Here is a 16137-nt window from a genome sequence, read left to right on the forward strand (position 1 = left end):
AGTTGTAGATAGACCGCAGCATGTCGAATTTGCGTATCACACGACGGTATCTCCGCTGGCGAAGCGGCATCGCGCTGAGCATTGTGCTCGCGGCCGCAATCGCAGCTATGTGGGTGGCGCTTATGGGGCGCGATACGGTGGCGACACGCAACCAGAACACAGCATCTATGGATACGCTTCTGCTATCACTGTCGGAAATGTCGATGGCGTTTCAGGAATTGCGGATGTCGCCAGCGTCACAACGCGGGGTGAACTCGCGCGCGCATGTGCGGCGCGCATCACACGCGGCGGAAGAGGCTGCCGAGCGGATTTCGCAGGAGAAAACCCTCAAGACCTTCTCGCCAGAAGGGCAGAGCATCTTGCGGCGGGACGCGATGAACCCGCTCTTAGAGCTTGAGGACGTGCTTTTCCTAGCGGACGTGGCGGTGGATCCCCGTCAGAACATGACCGACGTCGCCCGCGCGGCAGGCATGGCTGGCGATCTGGCGATGCGTCTTTTGCCGATCTTCAACCGGATCAAACAGGCCGAACTGGCCGCCGCACAAGACGCAGCAGACAAGCAGGTCACCTACGGGATTTTTGCGCTGGCGATCACGCTTCTGGGGGCGGGACTGGCGGCACGATTTGTGCACATCCCGATGGAGCGTTACGTGATCCGGGCGCAGTCCGAGATCGAGCGCAACCGGCGTAAGGCCGAGGCGGCCTCTGAGGCCAAATCCATGTTCCTGGCCACAATGAGCCATGAAATCCGTACCCCGCTGAACGGCGTTTTGGGATTGGCGGATGTGCTCAAGGACACACGGCTTGAGCCGGAGCAAAAGCGCATGCTGTCTATGATCCAGAGCAGCGGGCAGGCGCTGTTGCAACTGATCAACGACGTACTTGATCTGGCCAAAATTGAGGCCGGTAAGGTTGAACTGAAGTTTGAAGCCTTTGACGTGCAGGCTCTGTGTCAGGAGACCGCCGAACTGTTTTCCGGTCAGGCTGCCAAGAATGGCGTGGCGCTGACGGTGCATGCGGCCCCAAGCGAGACGGGGTGGTTTGTGCACAGCGCGCCGCAGGCGTTGCGGCAGGTGTTGGCCAATCTTGTGGGCAACGCGGTGAAGTTCACTGAGCAGGGCAATATTGAGCTGCATCTGGAAGATGTCGCGCCACACAACGGCGAAGAACGCCGCTTGCGGATTGTGGTCAAAGACGATGGCATCGGCATCGCGCCGGGCGCTCTGGAGCGGATTTTTGATCAGTTTGAGCAAGCCGATTCCAGTACCACCACGCAGTTTGGCGGCACTGGGCTGGGCCTGTCGATTGTGCAGCGTATGAGCGAGGCACTGGGCGGGCAGATCACAGCGGAAAGCGTGCTGGGCGAAGGCTCGGAGTTCATTCTGGAACTGCCGGTGGGCAACGCCGTAGCAGTGACTGCGGAGCCTGCGCCTTCTGAAGCGATGCAGTTTGGCAAACGGGTGCTGGTGGCGGATGACAACCGCGTCAATCAGGTGGTGGCGCGTAAGATTTTGGAGAATCTGGGCTGCGAGGTGCTCTCTGCTTCCAATGGGCTGGAGGCGGTGGACAAGGCCGCGATTTGTGAGCCCGACCTGATTTTGATGGATGTGCGTATGCCGATGATGGACGGCTTGCAGGCGACCCGCGCCATTCGGGCTGACACGCGGCATAAGGCCGCCACGGTGCCAATTGTAGGTCTGTCCGCAAATGCGCAGGCGGAACATCGGGACGAAGCGGTGGCCGCCGGCATGTCTGGCTATGTTGAAAAGCCCGTCACGCGCAATGCGCTGAAGGCAGAGCTGTTGCGGCATTGGCCATCTGAGACTGAGACACAGGAGGATGGCGCATGCGCCTGAAGGATTTTGCACTGGCGTCGGCGACGGCGGCTGCCTTTTGTGTGCCGGTGCACGCAGGTGAAGATGCGGTGTGGTTCTATGCCTGGAACAACACCATCCCGCAGGAGGTGGTGCAGGAGTTTGGCGAGCGCCATGGCATCAATGTTGTGGTCGACACCTTTATGGTGGCCGATGAGGCCGAGGCCCGTCTCGCCGCCGGTGGCACCGAATATGACCTGGCGGTTGTGCCGGTGGAGGTCATGCCGCGTTTGGTGAGCATTGACGCGCTGCGTCCCTTTGATGCCCGGGTTCGCGAGCAGTTGAATGGCAGCCATCCGCAGTTGATGGAAAAGCTCGAAGAAGCCGTGCCGATGGCCAGCGAATATGCGGTGCCGTTTCTGTGGGGCACCACCGGCGTGATGGTGGACATTGACGACGTGTTGGAACGGGTGCCGGAAACGGCGCTCAACGGCTGGGATCTGGTGTTTGATCCGAAGTATGCGTCGGAGTTGGCAGATTGCGGGATCACCATTGTCGATGCGGTGCAGGAAGTGGTGGCAATTGCGCTCAACTATCTGGGCCGTGATCCAAACTCGATGGCCGAAGAAGATCTGGACGCGGCCTTTGAGTTGCTCGCAGGCATCATGCCTTACGTGAACACCATAGACGGCAGCCAGCAGGAACAGATTTTGCAGAATGAAGCCTGCGTGGCCCTGACCTGGAGCAGCGACGCGCTAGCGCCGCAGTCTTTGCTAGGACGTAATGAGGTGCGGTATTTTGTGCCCGAAGAGGGCACCGTGCTGTGGGCGGATGTGATGGTGTTTCCAGGTGACACAGGCCATCCGGAGCACAGCCACCAATTGCTGCGCTATATGAACGAGCCGGAGGTGCTGGCCAAAGTCTCGCAGTTCTCCCTCGCCTTGACCGATATTCCGGTGTCCCACGAGGCATTGGCGGATCTGGATCGGGAGATATTGGAGCAGGTGGCGCCCAAAGACCGGCGAGAGAAGCTGTTTATGCTGACGCCGCGCTCTGGGTCAGAAAAACGCATTCTAGACCGGCGTTGGCGCCGGATGCAGTTGGGGTTGTGATCTGAGATGTCGCTTCGGGTGGGTCAGTAAGAGACCGGCCCGTCCGCCTTGTTGAGCATCACGCCAAGGATGGGTTTCACCTCTGACAGGATTTGCTCGACCTTGGTGATGTCCTCGGCGGTGGAAATGCCGCCGCCTGCGACCACAAGCACGGCGTCAACATTGGGCAGGAAGCCGAGCACGTCGTCAAACTCCAGCGCCGGTGGCATGTCAAACAGCATCAAATCGGGGCAGAGCGCTTCTTCCAGTTCTTCCAGCACTTCGGCCGCGATGTCGTTTTGGAACAGTTCTGCCGAGTTCTCGCTGGAGCTGTCGTTGAGGGCCACGGCGAGGTTCGGCTGCACCCGTTGCAGGAAGTTCTCCGGCGCGATCACACCGCTCAGGTAATCGGCCATGCTGTCTTTGGCGGAGAGGCCCAAAGTTTCGGCCAGGCTTGGGGAGCGCAGGTCCATATCCAGCAACACGGTGCGCACGGATTCAAGGCGTGAAAAGGCCATGGCCAAGTTGGTGGTGACAAAGCTGCTGCCACAGCCTCGGGTTGGCGCGGTCACGGCGACCCGGCTCCAGCCATGTTCGTTGAGCGCTTGCAACAGACGGGTGCGCAACATGTCAAAGGCCGCATGGGCCGGATGGCTGCGGGTGGCGCTTACGATGAAGTTTTTCTCCAGAACCGCATCCTTGAGCTCGGCCACAGTTAGCCCTTCCCAGAACACATCCGGGTCATGCACCACAGGCAGCCGCGCCTCTTCAAAAGATGCGTCGCTTGATGCCTCGGTGGCCTCCTCTTTGGGGAGGTCGCTCTCGTGGGTCTGGTCTGTGCTCATGGCGCGTGAATCCGCTCTGTTTGAGGCAAAACTATCAGGGCAATGCGGACAAAAGAAAGGCACCATTGCGGAGATAGGGGGACGTGTAGGGTTAGACGGCGGTCCAGCGGGCGATGGTGTCGGCGATGTCTGCGGCCACTTGTGCGCGCGCTTGGTGGTCCGCATCGGCGTAGAAGGCATGGGCTGCGCTGGGCAACAGGGTGGCGGTGGTGGGCACGGTGGTCAGCCAAGCCTCGGAAGGGCGACCGGGGTCGTCGCCACCAAAATAGACCTGTGTTGGGATCGGCAGAGCGCTCTCGTCCCGCAACCGCGTGGAAGAGACACAGATCAAGCCGGACAGCGGCGCGCCCGCTAGCACGGCTTTCCAGAGTGCCGTACCGCCGGCGCTGTAGCCAAGACTAATGAGAGCGGGCTGGTCAGCCATCATGTCGCAAAGTCTGCGCACCGCCCGCGCCATGCCCTCTTCCTGAAACAGATGATGGTGCAGGGCCTCGCCGCTGAGGGTCGGTTGATCACAAAGCCCGGCCAGGGAGAGGCGTTCGACGCCCGACAAACCCGCGCTCAGGCACAGATTTTCATCGGGCGCACCGTGAATGTCGGTGACAACGAGTAGCCGCACATCAGAAGCCAAGCAGGTTGGCCTCATCAATCGCCTTGGTCAGGAACACATCACGGCGACGTTCCGGCTCCCATCCAAGCACCTTTTTGGGCAGGCTGTTGTCAAACGGCGAGAAATGCGCGCGGCTTTTCCAATCGGCCAAGGACGGGTTGGACAGCCCACCGCGTCGCAGCACCTGTTTCTTCAGAAAATATTTCACAGAGGCAGAGGCGTAAAACGCGGTCAGGTTGCCCGGTTTCACCTTGATCCGCGCGCCCAATCGCGCGTGAATCGCGTCAAAATAGTCGGTGGCGGAGAACATCGGCTCTCCCACCAGATTGAAGCTCTGGCCCAAAGCGTCATCGTTTTCCGCCATCAGGATCAGCCCTTCGGCGATGTCCTCATTGAGCACAAACGGCAGGATGTGTTTGCCTTTGCCCCAGATGCGCACCGCGCCCGCGCCGTGCCAACGGCCAATACCCCAGTGCTGCAACGGCCCCCCTTTGCCCAGCACAATGCCGGGGCGGGCAATCACCAGCGGCAGGCCGTGTTTGCGGTGCATCTCCAGCAGCCGCGCCTCACATTCCGCCTTTGAGCGCGCATAGATATTGCGGTCGCTCATGTCGTCGCCAAAGCCCAGGCTCTCGCGGATGGTCACGTTGGGATCAGACATGTCATAGCTGGCGATGGTGCCGGTGTAGATAAACCGTTTCACACCGGCCGCCTGCGCCGCTTGGGCGATGGTTTCTGTGACGGCAACGTCGTTTTTTAACGCGGCCTCCCACGTGGCGTCCATCGACTTGCCAAGGTGGTAGACAATCTCGATGCCATCCATGGCCTCAGCCAGTTGATCCGGATCGCGCAGGTTGGCGCCAAACAGCTCGACATGGTCGGCGATGTCATCAAACGGCCCGGAGGTGCCGCGCGACAGCACCCGTACGTCGCGGCCTTTGGCAACCCAGGCGCGGGTCAAGTCGCGGCCGATGAAGCCGGTGCCGCCGATCACCAGAACAGACGGTTTTGGCTTGGCGCGGCTCGCGGGTTTCGGTTTTTTGGCAGGTTTCGGCATGAGCGCGATGGCATCGTCAATCGCCTGCATCACCAGTGTGGCGTTGTCGCCATGGAAACGCGCATCCAAGTCACGACCCGAGCGGATGGCGCTGTAAAACGCCGCTGTGAGTCCGGCAAAAGACAACCCGTAGGGTGACTTGCGGTTCAAAGACACCAACTGCCGCGCGCCATTCACAACACCTTCGCGCAGATGCTGGCCTGCCAGGCCCATCTGGCGCAGGAACGGATTGGCGACAATGTCGGCGGCGTTTTCGGCGTCCACGGTTAGCACGTCGTGGGCGTAGTCATAGCGCGCGGTGGCGGTGGAGCCGTGCAGGATCACCGAGCGGTCGTCCATTGTTTCCACAAGCGACAGATTCAGCGTGATCGACACATCCCCAGCTGACGCCAGAATACGCCAGCCTTGCGGACGCGTGGTGTCGCCTGGGATCTCGACCGGTTTGGACAGGCTGAGATGCTCGATGGCAAGCGGGCCAAACAGGTCTACGGCAAAGGCAAACAAATGCGGGCCCAGCTCCAACAGCATGTTTTTCGGCTCGCGCAGCAACCACAACCCATAAGGCCCAGAGCGCAACGGCATCATCGGGAAGTTCCAGTTGATCTCCGCGCTGGCGACGCGGCCAATCTCACCGGCCTCAAGCCGGGTTTTGAGGCGCTGATAGCCCGGTGTGCCCATGAAGTTGTGCCCGGCGGCAAAGACGCGTCCGGCGTCAGAAGCGATTTGCTGGATTTGTGCGGTTTCCGCGCCGGAGAGCGCCACCGGTTTTTCCACCAACACGTGATGCCCCGCGGTCAGGCAGGTTTCGGCCAGCGTCCGGTGGGTGCCCGGCGGTGTGACGATGTGGATGGCATCGGCCACTTTGGCGGAGAGCAGCTTGTCCAGATCGGTATAGGCCGCGATGCCATAGGTCTGCGCCAGCGCATCGGCAGCGGCGCGGGATTGGTCACAGACCGCGACCAGCTCCACGCCTGGCGTGGCCAGAATGGCGGCGGCATGCCAGTCAGCGATGTAACCAGCCCCCAAAAGGGCGGCGCGGATCGGACGGTCGTCGGACAATGTGTTCATGCTCATTTATACTCGATGATGCGCATGGCGCGGCCACGGATGCGGCGCCAATGAAACAGGATCATGCCCATCACATTGGGCAGTTTGGACAGGGTCAGAAGGCGGGCGTGGCGCCTGGCTTCCCAATAGGGCAGCCCCTCGCGGACAAGGCCGTTTTTGGTGCGGATGTAGTTGGCGACATAGATTGCAAGCACCAGCAGGAACAGCATCGCGCTGTCCATCAAGCCCCAGAGCGCCATAAAAGGCAGGAGCAAGCCGTAGATCACGCCGCGCAGTTGTTCCTTGCGGAAATACGGCGGGTGCATCCAGCCGACTTGGGCAAAGCCATGGCCGGTGCGCACGGCGCGTTGCCACCATTGCCCAAAGCGCAGCATGGCGGCGTCATGACGCGTCATTTCCTGCGGCAGGCGTCGCAGTTTCCAACCAGCTTTGGCCAGGCGCACGCAGAATTCGTCGTCTTCGGCAGCAATCACCGTGGCGTCAAACCCACCTGCCTCCACAAAGGCTTTGGAGCGCACCATCATGTCGCCGCCACAGGCGACAATCTCGCCCGCCGGACGGTGCCATTCAAAATCACACAGCGCGTTGTAGACACTGCGCTCGGGATAGAGCTCCGCCCGCCAGCCAGTGATCAGGCCAAGGGTTTCATCTTCGCGCAAAGCCTTTTCCCCCGCCGCGATCCAGCCGTCGACCACAATGCAATCGCCATCCACAAACTGCACAAACTCCGGCAGGTCGCCGGTTTGCGCCAGCGCGTCAAATCCCGCTTGCCGGGCGCGGGCGGCGGTGAAGGGCAGGCTGTTGTCCAGCTCGACAACCAGCGCGCCGACCTTGCGGGCCTCAGCAACGGAATTGTCCCAACTGCCGCTGTCGACATAGACCATCTCCACGCCCTGCGCCTTGAGCGAGGCGAGGCAGGCGATCAGCCGTTTGCCTTCGTTGCGGCCAATGATGATGGCGGTGGTGCTCATGTTTGGCCCTCGTCCAGAAGGTCACCCAGACGTGCGGCTTCCTTGTTGATGTCGAAAGCCTTTTCCACCGTGGCGCGCCCGGCAATGCCCATCGCCGTGGCGCGGGCCGGGTTGGCGAGGATTTTGCCAATGGCATCGGCCAGCGCATGTGGATTGCCGGGTGGCACCAACAGGCCGGAGGCGCCATCGGTCACCAACTCTGGAATGCCCGCGATGTGGGTGGTTACAACCGGGCGTCGCGCCGCCATGGCTTCCATCAGCACCACAGGCACGCCTTCGGCAAAGCTCGGCAGGACAAAGAGATCAGAGGCAGCCAGCGCCTCGGCCACTTCGGACTGCGATTTGTAGCCGACAAAAGACACGTTGCCTGACAGCCCCGCCGCCTCGGTCTGATGTTCCAGCGCCTTCCGGCCCGGACCATCGCCAATCACGGTGAGGTGGATTTTGGGAAATTCGGCTTTCAACGGTTCCAGCGCGCGCAACAGGATTGGCAGACCTTTGACAGGCGCGAGGCGTCCGACAAACAGCAGATTGGTCTCCACCGGATCTTCGCCCGCGTCATAGCGTGACGGCTCCACGCCACAGTGGATGATGTGCAACTTGGCCCAGTGCTTTGGGTCAGAAAACGCCATCGCCTGCGAGCGGCAAAAATGGCTGATACAGGCGACAAATTTGGCCCGTTTGATTTTCTCGTCCAGCCGCCAATGATCCGGTGCAAAGAAGATGTCCGGGCCATGCAGGGTGAAGCTGTAAGGAATGCCCGACAGTTCGCTCATTAGCATGGCAACGGTGCAGGAGGATTTGGCAATGTGGTTGTGCAGATGCCGCACGCCTTTCTTGCGCAGATGCGCGGCTAGCACAGCGGCTTCAAGAAAGTAGAACAGTTGAAAAATGCGATTGCGCAGACCTGGTGGAGAGGTGCGAAACGCCAGTATCGCGGTGCGAAGGAACCGGATCGGGTTGCGCAGCAACGCGCCAAACACGGCACTCAGCAAGGTGACCGGAGATTTGGCGGCAGCAAGAATGTAGAAGGTGGCTTTGGCCTCGGCCTTTTGCTCGTCTCCCACCAGATGCTCCACACCGGTGCGGCGCACGGAGCAGGTTTCTACCGGCTGGCCTTGTGCACGCAACGCGGCCACCTCGCGCTGGATAAACGTATCGGTGGCACGGGGGTATTCGCCGGTCAAATAGGCGATGGGGGTCTTGTCTGTGTCGCTCACGACGGCGGGGCCTGCTGCTCTTGCTGCTCAATCGCCGCCTGCATCGCAGCCGCAAAGGGCAGCATTGTGACGGGGCCAAGGCGATTGTGCATCATGGTGTTTGAATAATGAACGGGGCGGTGGCGGGCTTCCAGCACGGCGCGGCGCAGAAGGCCGGGCATGGCGGCGCTGTCCGGTGTGACAAAGGCCGCCAATCGCCAGAGAGCCAGCGGTGTGGGCAAAACCCTCTTGGGCCAGCCACAGGCGCGAAACGCGGTCAGGAAGACCGCGCGGTTGGGGCGGTCATCGTCCAGCACATTGAGCGTGCCGACGCCGGTGTTTTCATGGGCCGCTTTTAGCAGTGCCTCGGCAGCCAAATCGACGCGGCACAAAGGCACTTCACCGCCGCCGTCGATTTTTAGCAACGTGCCGCCAACCGCCGGGCCGATGTGGGCGTTGAACAGGTGATCCGGCCCCCAAACGGCCCCAAGACGCAGGATCGACAACGCGTAGCCGTAGAGCGATGCGCCATCGTGAAACAGTGTCTCCTGCGTCAGCTTGGCCTGCGCGTAAGTATCCCGCCCGTCGGTGTTCACCGGCGTAACTTCGTCCACCGTGCCACCTTTGGGCACGCCACTCACGTCATAGACCGAGAGCGAACCGGCCAGCACCACATGGGGCACCTGAGCGGCAATCACCGCATCGATCACCGCAACCGAGGCCGCCACCGTGTCACGTTCCTGATCTCCGGAAAGCGTTGCGGCACAGTGGATCAGGGTTTGAATACCGGACAAAGCCTGTGCCAACCCATCGCCCGCCGAAGTCAGGTCCATCGCAATGATCTCGACGGTTTCATCCGCCTGCCACGCGGCGGGCACTTTCGCCATATCGCGCACAAACAGACGCAAGCCAGTGCCCTCGGCGCGGGCGCGCTCCACGCAGTGGCGCCCGATAAAGCCCGTGGCGCCTGTTATGGCAAGGGTGGCCCCGCTCATGTGGCCCAAGGCATGGGCGCCATCGGCTCACAGCGCGTGGTCATGTCTTGTGCGCAGCCATCAGCCCCGGAGTTTTGAATGGCCAGCGTGACCTCATTGAGGTGTAGCGCAAAATCCGGTGACAGGCGGCACGGACGGCCTTCGGCCAAGGCGTCGAGCATTTCGGCAGGGCCCAGGGCAAAGTTCATCGCCGCCGCGCCCCAGCGTTCCACTTTGGGATGGGTGTCGCCTTTGATCTTTTGGCGTGTGCCAATCGGATGTTCGACCAATCGACGGCGCAGGGTGAAGCGGCGGTGGAACTTGACCGGCGCGTCATTGTCCCAGGCTTGTTTCACTTGCAGCACGCCTTTGTCGCCAAACACGCGGATTTTGTGATCGTGGCTCGCCACAATCGAGCAGGTCAGCCGCGCGGTGATGCCGTTTTCAAAGAACAGCGTGGCGGTGGAAAAGTCTGGCGTGCCGGTGATCTCCTTGCCCGGAAGACATTCGGCAGAGGCCGCCACCACGCGACGCACGCTGCCAAACATGCCAATCAGCCAGGTCAGGTAGTAACCCGCATGTTCCAGCGTGCAGCCCACGGCAAATTCATCTTCAGCAGGCCAAGGCGCGCCGCTTTCGCTTGTCCAATCGGCATAAGGCGCTTGTGGGATGAAACCGTCATCCAGCTCGGCGTAGATCAGGCGCACTGGGCCAGCCACATCGTCTCGAATGGCTTTGCCCAGGGTCTGCGCCGCCTCACCGAGCACCGAACAAGGCGCGGAAGACAGCAGCAGGCCTTTTTGTGCGGCCAGCTCATGTAGCGCGATGGCATCAGCCATCTCGGTGGCCAACGGCTTCTCGGAATAAACGTGATGCCCCGCCTCCAAACAGGCGCGGGAGACTTCATAATGCGCGCCGGGGTTGGTCAGGTTCAATACCAAGGAGCCCTGCGGCAGGTTGCCCAGAAACCGCTCCAGACTGTCCGCGGTGTGCAGGTTCCAGTGCTCAGCAAAGGCTTTTAAGCGATTGGGATCATGGTCATACACCTGCGTCACCGCGATGTCGGGATGGGCCGCAAAGGACCGCATGTAGAGGTCGGCAACAAAGCCGCAACCGATGATAGACACACTGCGGGTTTGGGCGGCTGACATGGTGGGAATCCTTTTGAACCAATACGGCATGACTATAGGTATTTTGGCGTGAAATACCACCAAGGCGGGTGAGGTGATGAGGGGAATTGTGGCGGTTTTGAACCACTTGAGGGAAATTGCAGCACAGTTTCTGACGTTGAGTGAGGGAGTTGTTAAACTGTGCCAAAATTCAGGATCGAAGGGCGGCCAACGTGCAGTTTTCCACCATCAAAGGGCCGGTCACGGTCAATGTTGCTGATCACGCCACCTTGGAGCGGGTGGTGCGGGACAGGTTTGCTACCCATGCAGGCTTTGCGCTGGCGACCATCAACCTCGATCACCTGGTGAAACTGGCCAAGGATGAATGCTTTGCCACCGCCTATCTGGCGCAGGATTTTGTGGTGGCGGACGGCAATCCCATTGTGTGGCTGTCCCGCAAGGCCGGGAAACCGGTGGACCTGCTTCCGGGCGCGGATTTGGTGGTGCCTCTGGCGCGGTGGGCGGCCGAAGAAGGCACGCCGGTGGCGTTGATTGGCAGCACTGAGGAGGCTCTGGCGGCAGCGGCAGAGGCTTTGAAAACACAAGCACCGGGATTGGAGGTCGCAGCCTGTATTGCGCCGCCCATGGGATTTGATCCCGAAAGCGCTGCGGCAGAGGCCGTGTTGACACAAGCCGCCGAGGCGGGGGCGCGGATGGCGTTTCTGGCGCTGGGTGCACCGAAGCAAGAACGGCTCGCTGCGCGCGGGCGGCAGGTTGTGCCGCAGATGGGTTTTGCCAGCATTGGGGCGGGTTTGGACTTCCTCGCAGGCACGCAAAACCGCGCCCCTGCGTGGGTCCGGAAGCTGGCGCTGGAATGGCTTTGTCGTGCGCTGAGCAATCCGGCGCGACTGGCAGGCCGCTACCTGCGCTGTATCGGGATATTGCCGCGCCTGATGAAAGAGGCGCGCGCGCAGCGGGACTAAGTCGGAATGACGCGTGGCTTGCGGCGTTTCATACGTACCGCATCTTTTAGGCGCCCTTTCAAGCCGCGCGGCGGCAGGATTTCCCGGTCCATCTCAAACACCGTGCCATTCAGCGACGGATCCTCCCAAAGCGCCAGGCCCGCGCCCCATTTGGCCGCGACAGCCGGATCAAGCCCGTCGTCCAGCCCCATCTCTGTGTTGAGCATGCCCGGCATCCATGTGCTGATCACAATCTTGGGCAATCGATCCCCCAGATCGGCCACCAACGCGCGGGAGAAGGCTGTCACCGCGCCTTTGGACACGGAATAGGCCGCGCTGCAGGGCAGGGGATGCATATCCGCAAAACTTGACACGTTGAGGATACGGCCGCGCCCAGCCTCGGTCATGTCCTTGAGCGCTTCAGACGTGCAAACCACCGTGCCGCCAAGGTTGATGGCGACGGTCTGCATGAAGCTTTCTGGCGTTTCGTCCAGCATGTCGCGGTGCGGGTAGACACCGGCGTTGTTGATCAGGATCGAGACCGGTGCGACGGTGCGAATGGTCTCAAAAGCGGCGCGCACCTGTTCGGGATCAGAGACATCTGCTACCACGGGGGTGAAGCTGTCATCCGTCAAGGCCTCCGTCTCGCGCAGCGCGCCCTCACGGCGTCCCAAACCCGCGACCAGCAGGCCGCGCCCGCAGAGTTCGATGGCTAGGGCGCGCCCCAATCCGGAGCCCGCGCCGGTGATGACCGCCAGTTGCTTAGCCATTTTGCGTTTCCTTCAGGTTCGCGGCCACAATTTCCCCAACCCGCAGGGCATTGGCGGCGATGGTCAGCGACGGGTTCACGCCCATTGAGGTGGGCATAAAACTTGCATCCGCCACCCAGAGGTTTTCTGTGCCATGTATTTTGCAATTGCGATCCAACACAGAGGTTTTGGCGTCGTCGCCAAACCGCAAGGTACCGCAGGGGTGGCCAAAATTCAGTTCCGGCCCCGCGCCAGTGAACGCCATGCGGATGCCTTTGAGGCGCTGCTTCAGAGCTTTGCGGAAAGCCTTGCGCCGCGACAGCAGTTCCGGTGCCATGTCATAGGTGATCGCCAAACGATGCGGATCAGCGGGATCGTGAAACACGCGGTTTTCCGCATAGGGCAGGTCTTCCAAGATGCCGACAAAGATCTTGGCGCTGCCAAACAGTTTTACGGCAATTGCGGCGGGCAGGCGGGTGAATTGGCGCAGCCAGCGCAGCTTGCGCAGCGGCGAGCGGTCAAACGCCATGTTGAGATAATGCACAATCTCACCATAGCGCGCCTCAACACCCAAAGCTTGCACCATGCCAAAGCGCTGTCCGCCCTGATGATAGAGATCACGAAAGGCGAGAGACTTGGACGCCCTCGTACTGTGTTTGCCTTTGGGCGGCCAGAGCGCAAACATCTCGTTGAGGTGAAACATCAGGTTGCGGCCAACAAGGTCGTTTCCATTGCCCAAATTGCCCGATGCCATCAACAGGCGTGGAGAATGCAACGCCCCTGCAGCCAGCACATAGCTGCGCGCGGTTAGCGTGGCCTCCAAGCCCTTGCGGGCCACCTTGAGGCCAATCACAGTGCCATCATTGGAAAGGACTTCCTGCACTTCGGTCAGGTCCAACAAAGCTGCGTTGCCGGTTTCCAAAGCGGGCTCCACGCCCGCCGAGCGCCCATCCATTTTGCAATCGTTTGGGCATTTGCGGCCCAGATACTGCTCAAAGCCGTCGTCCTCCCGCACGGCCATATGGCCCTGATACGGGTTTAGCCCAATATCTTTCATGGCCGACATCAAACCTTGGTCCGCCGCGCTCATCACCGTCGGCGGGAAGAGATTGCCGTCCGGCTGCAAGGGATCGGGCGTGCCGCGCACGTGATAAAGCGCTTCGGCGCGGTCAAAATAGGGCGCCATCTCGCCATAGCTGACAGGCCAGCCGCCGGTAGGGTGCGGGCGGGCGTCGCTGTGGTCCAAGTCATGTGGCGCGGGGCGCTCCAACGTGGCGGCGTAAAATACTGAACTGCCGCCTACACCCGCCCCCAAAGGTGCGTTGAAGGTGGTGGTGACCCCGTTCACTGTCGCTTCCAGAGGTTCAGGCCAATAGCCGCGCACCAGCCGTGCCTCGCGGTCCCAGATGTTGGGGTTCAGCTCTTGCTCCTCGGCGCGAACACCGGTTGGCCCACGTTCAACAAACAGCACCGACAGGCCTTGTTCCGCCAAATAGCGTCCAATGGTGCCGCCGCCCATGCCGGTGCCAATGACAATCACGTCCCAAGTGGTGCTGCTTGCGTCGGCAAGTGTGGTCATTGTGTGGCCCGGGCCATGACCGGGTAAAACACCGAGCGCATCCGCCGCGCCGCCGCGTTGGTCACGTGGTTGTTGTCAAAATACTGGCCCACGCCGCCTTGCACGGCGTCGCAAAGGAATTGGTCACAGAACCAACCCCAGCTGTCCAGGATGGTTGCACCACTTTTGGCCAGTGCTGCCGCTGCGCCGCGTTCGCGGGTTTGGGCATCGGTCACGGTGATCTGACCAATCCGGCGGGCCAGTTGCTGCGACAGGCGGCCATGCACCAGCGCACGGGCGACTTTCGGGGCGTGGTAATTCTGAATCTCCGGCGGTTGGCGCAGGATATAAACTTGCCGATCCAGATCGCCAATATCGGCAACCGTGGCGGCCAAAGCGGTACCCAAAAGCGCGTCCTGAGTCATGTTGCCATAAACGTCGCTGCGCAGGCGGATGGTGTTGTGCGCGTCACTGCCGCTGCCTTTGCCGGAGGCATAGTATGACCAGCGCCCGATCAGGATGACATCCTGCAGGTGGCGCATGTCGCGCAGCGCTTGGCGGATTTGTGCATTGGCCTCCGCACAAGCGGCATCCTGCGCTGGAGTGGCCGCGCTTTCGCGTTTCTCCAGATCAAAGGCCGGGGCACAGCCCGCACGCCAGATCACCAAGGCGCTGCGGTCGGCCTCACGCGCGGCCTGCTTCAGACCCTCGTAGTAGGCTCGCACGTGGCTGTCGCCCCAGATAATCAGGCTGGGCGAACTTTCCTTGGGGCCAATCGGGCAAATCTCGATGCCCTCAAACGGTCCTTCGTCGGGCACGTAACAATCAGAAAAATCCTGCAAGAAATCGCCTGTGGCGGCGATATGCACCTGCGCCTGTGGTCCAAAGCGCTGCGGCATGCCATCGGCCTTGAACACCATAAACGACAGGCCCACCACACTGACCGAGGCCAGCGCGGCGGTGAACAACAGACCCCAGGTTGGCAGGTTTTTGGCCTGACGCACCGGCTGTTCCACCAGCCGCCAGGAGAGCACGGCGAGGACAAAGGAAATCGCGATCCAAAGTGACGTTTCGCCTGGGCCGCGGTATTGGCCTTGCAGGTACTTGGTGAAGGTGAAGACCGGCCAATGCCAGAGGTACAGCGAATAGGAGATCAGCCCGATCAACACGGGAATGCGCATCGACAGGCCACGGTTGACCCAGTTGTCATCCTGTCCATTGCCGATCAGCAGCACGGTGCCGAGCACCGGGAAGATCACTTGCCAGCCGGGGAACCCTTCGCCCGGTACCACCAGCACAACCGAGGCCAGCACCAGCCCTAGCCCGGCCCAGCTCAGCGCCTGATGCCGTCGCCACAGATCAGGCCGTTCGATGGTCAACACGGCCAATCCGACGCCGGCCAAAAGCTCCCAGGCGCGGAACGGGAACAGGAAGAAGGCAGCCGGATGGGATAGGGGCGTGGTGGCGAGATTGCTGACAAACGACAGACCAAACACCGCGCCCAAAGCCCAGAGCATCACGGTTTTGCTGCGGGCAAACAGCAGGAACAGCAGCGGCAAGAAGATGTAGAACTGCTCTTCCACCGACAAAGACCAGGTGTGCAGCATAATCTTGTCTTCAGCCGCCCCGTCAAAATAGCCGGATTGGCGGAAAAACAGCACGTTTGAGAGATAGACCGTCGCGGCAATCACGCCTTTGGCGGTTTCGCGGAAATCATTGGGCAGCAGGATCAACGCGCCAATGATGAGCACCACAAAGGCCATGACAAAATACGCCGGTGCAAGGCGTTTGATGCGGCGGATGTAGAATTGGCCCAGGGCCAGCCGACCGGTCTCCTGCTGTTCGCGCCATAAGATGCCGCCGATCAGAAAGCCGGAGATCACAAAAAAGACGTCGACCCCAATGAAACCGCCGCCAAATCCCGGCACGCCGAAGTGATAAAACACCACCGCCAGCACCGCGATGGCGCGCAGCCCGTCGATCTCCGCACGGTGGCCTTTGGCGGCTTTTTGGTTAGCGGCAAGTTTGGGCGCGGAGGTTTCTACCTCAGGCGACTCTTGGGTGCTCATGCGCTTGCGCATCCTTGGGTTGCTTTTTGCTTTTCTCCAAAAAACATAACTCCTCCCTGTG

Annotated in this window: 13 protein-coding genes; 3 read left to right on the forward strand and 10 right to left on the reverse strand. The window is 61.1% G+C overall.

The annotated features are described in order from the left end of the window. Positions 1 to 20: 20 nt before the first annotated feature. Positions 21 to 1856, forward strand: a complete 1836-nt coding sequence (locus tag SIB92_RS17655; RefSeq protein ID WP_412553274.1) for an ATP-binding protein — start codon at positions 21 to 23, stop codon at positions 1854 to 1856. After that, positions 1847 to 2926 (forward strand): extracellular solute-binding protein, encoded by a 1080-nt coding sequence (locus SIB92_RS17660; protein WP_412553275.1) that lies wholly within the window; start codon positions 1847 to 1849, stop codon positions 2924 to 2926. The genes SIB92_RS17655 and SIB92_RS17660 overlap by 10 nt, the downstream gene beginning before the upstream one ends. Positions 2927 to 2949: 23 nt before the next feature. On the opposite strand, the gene SIB92_RS17665 is transcribed toward SIB92_RS17660, so the two are convergent. The 7 genes from SIB92_RS17665 to SIB92_RS17695 form a co-directional block, all read right to left on the reverse strand. Continuing rightward, a complete protein-coding gene (locus SIB92_RS17665) occupies positions 2950 to 3750 on the reverse strand; it encodes a CpsD/CapB family tyrosine-protein kinase (RefSeq protein ID WP_412553276.1) in 801 nt (266 codons plus the stop codon). Positions 3751 to 3841: 91 nt separating this feature from the next. Next, a complete protein-coding gene (locus SIB92_RS17670; protein WP_412553277.1) occupies positions 3842 to 4369 on the reverse strand; it encodes a hypothetical protein in 528 nt (175 codons plus the stop codon). 1 nt (position 4370) lies between these two features. Further along, a complete protein-coding gene (locus SIB92_RS17675) occupies positions 4371 to 6485 on the reverse strand; it encodes an NAD-dependent epimerase/dehydratase family protein (protein ID WP_412553278.1) in 2115 nt (704 codons plus the stop codon). A gap of 2 nt (positions 6486 to 6487) precedes the next feature. Continuing rightward, positions 6488 to 7456: a glycosyltransferase gene (locus SIB92_RS17680; protein WP_412553279.1), complete on the reverse strand. Its 969-nt coding sequence runs from the start codon at positions 7454 to 7456 to the stop codon at positions 6488 to 6490. Continuing rightward, positions 7453 to 8676 (reverse strand): glycosyltransferase family 4 protein, encoded by a 1224-nt coding sequence (locus SIB92_RS17685; RefSeq protein WP_412553280.1) that lies wholly within the window; start codon positions 8674 to 8676, stop codon positions 7453 to 7455. Before SIB92_RS17685 ends, SIB92_RS17680 begins: the two co-directional genes overlap by 4 nt. Continuing rightward, entirely contained in the window at positions 8673 to 9650 is a 978-nt protein-coding gene (locus SIB92_RS17690; protein WP_412553281.1) for an NAD-dependent epimerase/dehydratase family protein, read from the reverse strand. Before SIB92_RS17690 ends, SIB92_RS17685 begins: the two co-directional genes overlap by 4 nt. Next, the gene (locus SIB92_RS17695; protein WP_412553282.1) at positions 9647 to 10780 is read right to left on the reverse strand and encodes a Gfo/Idh/MocA family protein; all 1134 of its coding nucleotides are present in this window, start codon (positions 10778 to 10780) and stop codon (positions 9647 to 9649) included. Before SIB92_RS17695 ends, SIB92_RS17690 begins: the two co-directional genes overlap by 4 nt. A 191-nt stretch (positions 10781 to 10971) precedes the next feature. Between SIB92_RS17695 and SIB92_RS17700 the strand changes: the two genes are divergently transcribed. Continuing rightward, positions 10972 to 11721: a WecB/TagA/CpsF family glycosyltransferase gene (locus tag SIB92_RS17700; RefSeq protein WP_412553283.1), complete on the forward strand. Its 750-nt coding sequence runs from the start codon at positions 10972 to 10974 to the stop codon at positions 11719 to 11721. Here SIB92_RS17700 and SIB92_RS17705 read toward each other — a convergent pair. The 3 genes from SIB92_RS17705 to SIB92_RS17715 are packed head-to-tail and all read right to left on the reverse strand — an operon-like array spanning position 11718 to position 16076. Continuing rightward, on the reverse strand, positions 11718 to 12470 hold the full coding sequence (locus SIB92_RS17705) for an SDR family oxidoreductase (protein ID WP_412553284.1): 753 nt from the start codon (positions 12468 to 12470) through the stop codon (positions 11718 to 11720). The genes SIB92_RS17700 and SIB92_RS17705 overlap by 4 nt on opposite strands. Continuing rightward, positions 12463 to 14028, reverse strand: a complete 1566-nt coding sequence (locus tag SIB92_RS17710; RefSeq protein ID WP_412553285.1) for a GMC oxidoreductase — start codon at positions 14026 to 14028, stop codon at positions 12463 to 12465. Before SIB92_RS17710 ends, SIB92_RS17705 begins: the two co-directional genes overlap by 8 nt. Further along, positions 14025 to 16076 (reverse strand): acyltransferase family protein, encoded by a 2052-nt coding sequence (locus SIB92_RS17715; protein ID WP_412553286.1) that lies wholly within the window; start codon positions 16074 to 16076, stop codon positions 14025 to 14027. Before SIB92_RS17715 ends, SIB92_RS17710 begins: the two co-directional genes overlap by 4 nt. Positions 16077 to 16137 lie beyond the last annotated feature (61 nt).

The organism is Shimia sp. MIT1388 (assembly GCF_047124445.1).
Taxonomy (GTDB): Bacteria; Pseudomonadota; Alphaproteobacteria; order Rhodobacterales; family Rhodobacteraceae; genus Shimia.